Annotated in this window: 5 protein-coding genes; all 5 read left to right on the top strand. The window is 66.9% G+C overall.

Features of this window, described 5'->3' with window-relative positions; all coding sequences use genetic code 11:
- The coding region (gene dnaA, locus J0F76_RS13250; RefSeq protein WP_207470141.1) for a chromosomal replication initiator protein DnaA at nt 1–1,106 on the top strand (1,106 nt) is incomplete at its 5' end.
- A gap of 88 nt (nt 1,107–1,194) precedes the next feature.
- Entirely contained in the window at nt 1,195–2,313 is a 1,119-nt protein-coding gene (dnaN, locus tag J0F76_RS13245; protein ID WP_207470140.1) for a DNA polymerase III subunit beta, read from the top strand.
- Nucleotides 2,310–3,386, top strand: coding sequence for a DNA replication/repair protein RecF (recF, locus tag J0F76_RS13240; protein WP_207470139.1), 1,077 nt, complete (start codon nt 2,310–2,312; stop codon nt 3,384–3,386). The genes dnaN and recF overlap by 4 nt, the downstream gene beginning before the upstream one ends.
- A 94-nt stretch (nt 3,387–3,480) precedes the next feature.
- Complete coding sequence (gyrB, locus tag J0F76_RS13235) at nt 3,481–5,919, top strand: DNA topoisomerase (ATP-hydrolyzing) subunit B (protein WP_207470138.1); 2,439 nt, start codon at nt 3,481–3,483, stop codon at nt 5,917–5,919.
- Nucleotides 5,920–6,058: 139 nt separating this feature from the next.
- The gene (locus tag J0F76_RS13230; protein ID WP_207470137.1) at nt 6,059–6,802 is read left to right on the top strand and encodes an outer membrane protein; all 744 of its coding nucleotides are present in this window, start codon (nt 6,059–6,061) and stop codon (nt 6,800–6,802) included.
- The last annotated feature ends 41 nt before the right edge of the window (nt 6,803–6,843 follow it).

The raw sequence follows: 6,843 nt of genomic DNA, 5'->3' as shown, positions 1-6,843 counted from the left end.
CTGCCCGGCCTGTGCGCCCCGTCGCCTCGGCCGCGGCGCCCGCGTCGGCCCGCATGGCCCGCACCGACCTGGGCGCCTCGCTCGATCCGCGCTATACCTTCGGCAACTTCGTCGTGGGCAAGCCCAACGAACTGGCCCATGCCGCCGCGCGCCGCGTGGCCGAAGGCGGGCCGGTGGGCTTCAACCCCCTGTTCCTGTATGGCGGCGTGGGCCTGGGCAAGACCCACCTGATGCACGCCATCGCGCATGAATACCAGCGGCGCCATCCCCTGGCGCAGGTGCTGTATCTTTCTGCCGAACAGTTCATGTACCGCTTCGTGCAGGCCCTGCGCGAAAGCACGATCATGGATTTCAAGGGCATGTTCCGCAACGTGAACATGCTGATGGTCGACGACGTCCAGTTCATTGCCGGCAAGGACAGCACCCAGGAGGAATTCTTCCACACCTTCAACGCCCTGGTCGACCAGGGCAAGCAGATCGTCATTTCCGCCGACCGCGCCCCGGCCGAGATCAAGGGCCTTGAGGAGCGCATCAAGTCGCGCCTGTCCTGCGGGCTGATCGTGGACCTTCACCCCACGACCTACGAGCTGCGCCTGGGCATCCTGCAATCCAAGACCGAGGGCTTCCGCGCCCAGCAGCCCGACCTGCAGATCGGCGCCGGCGTGCTGGAGTTCCTGGCCCACCGCATCACCACCAACGTCCGCGTGCTGGAAGGCGCGCTGCAGCGCCTGTTCGCCCATGCGAGCCTGCTGCGCCGCGAGATCACGCTGGAGGTGGCCCAGGAATGCCTGGCCGACATCCTGCGCACGAACGACCGCAAGATCTCCATCGACGACATCCAGCGCCGCGTGGCGGAACATTACAACATCCGCCTGGCCGACCTGATCGGTCCCAAGCGCGCCCGCAACGTCGCGCGTCCCCGGCAGATCGCCATGTACCTGTCCAAGCAGCTGACCAGCCGGTCCCTGCCCGAGATCGGCCGCCGCTTCGGCGGGCGCGACCACACCACGATCATGCACGGCATCCGCAAGATCGAGGAACTGGTGGTCGAGGATCACGCCCTGGCCGAGGACGTGGCCATGCTGAAGCGCTTGCTGGAAGCCTGACGCACGAAACCCTTGTGAGCGCCTGCGCGGGCCGTTACAAATCAGGTCCGCATACGGGCCGGGACGGCCGCAGGCATAGGGAAAAGCGATGAAATTCTCGATCGAGCGCGCCGTTCTGGTGAAAGCCGTGTCTCAGGCCCAATCGGTCGTGGAACGCCGCAACACCATCCCGATCCTGGCAAACGTGCTGATCGAGGCGACGCCCGAAGGCGTCAGCTTCCGCGCCACCGACCTGGATACCGAGGTGGTGGACCAGGCCCCCGCCCAGGTCGAACGCCCCGGCGCCACCACCGTCAGCGCCGTGATGCTGAACGAGATCGCGCGCAAGCTGCCCGACGGCGCGCTGGTCCAGATCAGCAGCGACGACGCGGCGGGGCGGCTGTCGGTTCAGGCGGGGCGGTCGTCCTTCAGCCTGGCGACCCTGCCGCGCGAGGATTTCCCGGTCATGGCCTCGTCCGAATACAGCGCCAACTTCAAGGCCAAGGCCGACATGCTGCGCCGCCTGTTCGACAAGGCCAAGTTCGCGATTTCCACCGAGGAAACGCGCTATTACCTGAACGGCGTCTACATGCACGTGGCGCAGGTCGATGGCCAGCCGATGCTGCGCTGCGTGGCGACGGACGGGCACCGCTTGGCGCGCATCGACGCGCCCCTGCCGGTCGGCGCCGACGAGATGCCGGGCGTGATCGTGCCGCGCAAGACGGTGGCCGAGCTGCGCAAGCTTCTGGACGACGACGACACCGAGATCGCCGTGTCGGTCAGCGAAACCAAGGTCCGCTTCGCCACGCCCACGCTGACGCTGACTTCGAAGGTGATCGACGGCACCTTCCCGGATTATTCGCGCGTGATCCCGGTGAACAACGCCCGCAAGCTGGAAGTGGACGCCACCGACTTCGCCCGCGCGGTGGACCGGGTGGCGACCGTCAGCAGCGAACGGTCCCGCGCCGTCAAGCTGGCCCTGGAAGCCGACCGGCTGGTCCTGTCTGTCAACGCCCCCGATGCGGGCGCGGCGGAAGAAGAACTGATCGTGGCCTATGCCGACGACCCGCTGGAGATCGGCTTCAACGCCAAGTACCTGCAGGAGATCGCCTCGCAGGTGGACCGGGACAATGCCGTCTTCATGTTCAACGGCTCGGGCGACGCGGCGCTGATCCGCGAAGGGTCCGACCAGACGGCGGTTTACGTCGTCATGCCGATGCGGGTGTGACGCTTACGCATCTGTCGCTGGCGCAGTTCCGGTCCTGGTCCCGGCTGGATCTGGATCTGGACCGGCGGCCCCTGGCGATCTTCGGCCCGAACGGATCGGGCAAGACCAACATCCTGGAAGCCGTGTCCATGCTGGCGCCGGGGCGCGGTCTGCGCGCGGCGCCCGCGCCGGATCAGGCGCGGCAGGGCAAGGACGCGGGCTGGCGCATCCGCGCCGCGCTTGGCGATCACGCGGTGGACACGGTGGCCCTGCCGTTCCAGCCGCGCACGGTCCTGATCGACGACAAGCCGGTGGCGCAGACCGCGCTGGGGCGGCTGCTGCGCATCCTGTGGCTGGTGCCCGCCATGGATCGCCTCTGGTCCGACCCGCCCGAGGCACGGCGGCGGTTCCTGGACCGGGTGACGCTGTCCCTGTTCCCCGACCATGCCGATCTGGCGCTGACCTATGACAAGGCGATGCGGGAACGGAACCGCCTGCTGAAGGACCAGATCGGCGACCCTGCCTGGTATCGCGCGCTGGAAGCGCAGATGGCCGAGGCGGGCGCGGCCCTGACACGGAACCGGCTGGACGCCCTGGCCGCCATCACGGCAGCGCAGGACGGCGGCGACTTTCCCGCCGCCACCCTGACGCTTCTGCCGGGCGAAGGGCAGGCCGACGATCCCGACCCCGGCAGCATCGCCGACCGACTGGCCGCCATGCGCCCGCGCGACCTGGGTGCGGGCCGCACGCTGACCGGTCCGCACCGCGCCGATCTGGGCGCCCATTGGGGACCGCAGGAGATGCCCGCCGCGCTGTCCTCCACCGGCGAGCAGAAGGCGCTGCTGCTGTCGCTGATCCTGGCCAACGCCCGCGCCCTGTCCGACCAGCCGGTCGTCCTGCTGCTGGACGAGGTGGCGGCGCATCTGGACGCCGACCGGCGCGCGGCCTTGTACGACGCGATCAGCGCCCTGCCCGCGCAAAGCCTGCTGACCGGCACGGGCCCCGAGCTTTTCGAGGCCTTCGGACCCCGTGCACGGCGCCTTTCCGTGACAAAGGCGGACGGGCTGTCGCAGGCGGTCGAACAAGGCGGCTAAGCCCTGCCGAAATCTGCAAAAAATCCCGTCTTTCCCGTGACTTTGGCTGCCGGAATGCTTATATCGGCCCCACAGGAACAGGACAGCATCAGCCATGACCGAAGCAGCCGCGCAGACCGCCGAATACGGCGCCGATTCCATCAAAGTTCTCAAGGGATTGGAAGCCGTGAGGAAACGGCCCGGCATGTATATCGGCGATACCGACGACGGGTCCGGCCTGCACCACATGGTCTACGAGGTCGTGGACAACGGCATCGACGAGGCCCTGGCCGGTCATGCGGACTATGTGAAAGTCAAGATCCACGCCGACAACAGCGTCTCGGTGCGCGACAACGGCCGCGGCATCCCCGTGGACATGCATCCGACAGAGGGCGTTTCCGCGGCCGAGGTCATCATGACCCAGTTGCACGCGGGGGGCAAGTTCGACCAGAACAGCTACAAGGTGTCGGGCGGCTTGCACGGCGTCGGCGTGTCGGTGGTGAACGCCCTGTCGGAGTGGCTGGAACTGCGCGTCTGGCGCAACGGCAAGGAGCATTACGCCCGGTTCGAGCACGGCGACACGGCCGAACACCTGCGCGTCGTGGGCGATGCGGAGCCCGGCGAAAAGGGGACCGAGGTGCGGTTCCTGGCATCCGCCAAGACCAACCGGCCGGACGGGACGTTCAGCAACCTGGACTACGTCTACAAGACGCTGGAAAACCGGCTGCGGGAACTGGCCTTCCTGAACAGCGGCGTCCGCATCATCCTGGAGGACGAGCGTCATGCCGAGGTCCAGAAGACCGAACTGTTCTACGAAGGCGGCGTACGGGAATTCGTGAAGTTCCTCGACCGCTCGAAGTCCGCCGTGATGCCCGAGCCGATCTTCATGACCGGAGAGCGCAACGGCATCGGGGTCGAGGTCGCGATGTGGTGGAACGACAGCTACCACGAAACGGTGCTGCCCTTCACCAACAACATCCCGCAGCGCGACGGCGGCACGCATATGGCGGGCTTCCGGGGCGCGCTGACGCGCGTGATCGGGAAATACGCGCAGGACAGCGGCATCGCGAAACGTGAAAAGGTCGATTTCACCGGCGACGACGCGCGCGAAGGCCTGACCTGCGTGCTGTCGGTCAAGGTGCCCGACCCGAAATTCTCCAGCCAGACCAAGGACAAGCTGGTGTCGTCCGAGGTGCGCCCGGCGGTGGAAAACCTGGTCGGCGAGAAGCTGGCCGAATGGTTCGAGGAAAACCCCACCGAAGCCAAGGCTATCGTCGGCAAGATCATCGAGGCCGCACTGGCGCGCGAAGCCGCGCGCAAGGCCCGCGAGTTGACGCGGCGCAAGACCGCGATGGACGTGGCATCCCTGCCCGGCAAGCTGGCCGACTGCCAGGAAAAGGACCCGGCTCTGTCAGAACTGTTCATCGTCGAGGGTGACAGCGCGGGCGGGTCGGCCAAGCAGGGCCGGTCGCGCCAGAACCAGGCGGTGCTGCCCCTGCGCGGCAAGATCCTGAACGTGGAACGGGCGCGCTTCGACCGGATGCTGTCGTCCGACATGATCGGCACGCTGATCACCGCGCTTGGCACCGGCATCGGGCGCGACGAGTTCAACCTGGGCAAGCTGCGCTACCACAAGATCGTCATCATGACCGATGCCGACGTGGACGGCGCCCATATCCGCACGCTGCTGCTGACCTTCTTCTTCCGCCAGATGCCGGAACTGATCGATGCCGGCCACCTGTATATCGCGCAGCCGCCGCTTTATAAGGTGTCGCGCGGCCGATCCGAGGTCTATCTCAAGGACGAGGCCGCGCTGGAAGACTACCTGATCCAGCAGGGGGTGGAAGGCGCCGCGCTACGCCTCGCCTCGGGCGAGGAGATCGTCGGCGCCGATCTCGCCCGCGTTGTCGGAGAGGCGCGTGTCGCCCGCCGCCTGCTGCGCGCCTATCCGACGCATTACCCGCCCCATATCACCGAACAGGCGGCGATTGCGGGCGCCCTGCTGCCGGACCGGATCGACGCGGATGCCCAAGGCGCGGCCACGGCGGTCGCCACGCGCCTGGACATGATCGCCGAGGAATACGAGCGTGGCTGGTCGGGCCGTCCGACCCAGGACGCCGGCATCCGCCTGAGCCGCACCCTGCGCGGGGTCGAGGAGAACCGGACGCTGGACGGGCAGATGCTGCGCAGCGCCGAAAGCCGCCGCCTGGGCGAGATGACGCAGGCCTTGCAGGACGTTTATGGCCAGGGCGCGCGGCTGGTGCGCAAGGACCGCGACCAGCCGATCTTCGGACCGCTGGGATTGCTGCAGGCGATCTTCCTGGAGGGCGAGAAGGGCCTGTCGCTGCAACGCTACAAGGGTCTGGGCGAGATGAATCCCGACCAGTTGTGGGAAACCACGCTCGACCCCGGCGCGCGCACCATGCTTCAGGTCCGCATCGAGGACGTGGCCGAGGCCGAGGATCTGTTCACCAAGCTGATGGGCGACGTGGTGGAACCCCGCCGCGAATTCATCCAGCAGAACGCCCTCAGCGTCGAGAATCTTGATATCTGAGCGATTTCTGTGGCGGATATGCCGCGCCGGATCGACCTGACGGCCGATCCGTGATTGCCGGTGCGACGTCAAGCCTTTATGGCTTGATCCATACGGCGATTCGCGCTGCGATTGTATTTCAAATACGAAGGAGGCTCCGATGCGTCATACCTCGTTCCTGGCGATGTTCGCCCTTGGCATTCTCTCGGGCGCGTCCGGCGCCTTGGCGGGCGGCTATGTCGCCCCCGTGGCCGCGCCGGTCGTCACCCCGACCGTAGAGGTCGCGCCGGTCGGCGACTGGGCTGGCGGCTATGTCGGCGGCTCCATCGGCTATGCCTTCGGGGGCGATGACGAGATCGGGCTGGACCGCTATGTGGGCGACACCCGGGTCGAGCGGAACACCGGGCTGGGCCAGGCCGATCTCAAGGGTGTGAACGCAGGGCTGCACGCGGGCTATCGCTGGCAGCGCGACAACTGGGTCTTCGGCCCGGAACTGTGGGTCGAGGGCGGCAGCATAGACGGGTCTGACAGCTTCCTGCTGGACGGCGTGGAAACCGAGCTTGAATCGTCGGTCAACTACATGGTCGGCCTGCAGTTCAAGACGGGCTATGCCGTGAACCCGCAGACGCTGGTCTACGGCACCGCGGGTGCCGTCTACGGTGACTTCGACTATGACCTCGGCACGGCGGCCGGTTCCGAGACCGCAAGCTTCGAGGAAACGGGCTACTCGCTGGGCCTGGGCGTCGAACGCAGGATTCGCGACAATCTTTCGGTCTTTGCCGAATGGCAATATCGCAACTTCGGCGACACCGATGTCGATTTCGGCGACGACACCGATCGCCTGGTCAGCGGCGCGACGCCCGAACATCACAACATCAAGCTGGGCGTGAACTTCAGCTTCTGAGGGCTCCTGTCACCAGATCGAGGGCCGGGCGCATGGCGACC

This window comes from Paracoccus fontiphilus (assembly GCF_017356265.1).
Classification (GTDB): Bacteria; Pseudomonadota; Alphaproteobacteria; order Rhodobacterales; family Rhodobacteraceae; genus Paracoccus; species Paracoccus fontiphilus.
Note: the sequence above shows the minus strand (reverse complement) of the source record. Positions and strands in the feature narration are given on the sequence as shown.

Bases quoted from the DNA above. Each gene is read 5' to 3' on its own strand.
- dnaN (WP_207470140.1), top strand. From the start codon at position 1,195: ATGAAATTCTCGATCGAGCGCGCCGTTCTGGTGAAAGCCGTGTCTCAG.
- gyrB (WP_207470138.1), top strand. From the start codon at position 3,481: ATGACCGAAGCAGCCGCGCAGACCGCCGAATACGGCGCCGATTCCATC.
- J0F76_RS13230 (WP_207470137.1), top strand. From the start codon at position 6,059: ATGCGTCATACCTCGTTCCTGGCGATGTTCGCCCTTGGCATTCTCTCG.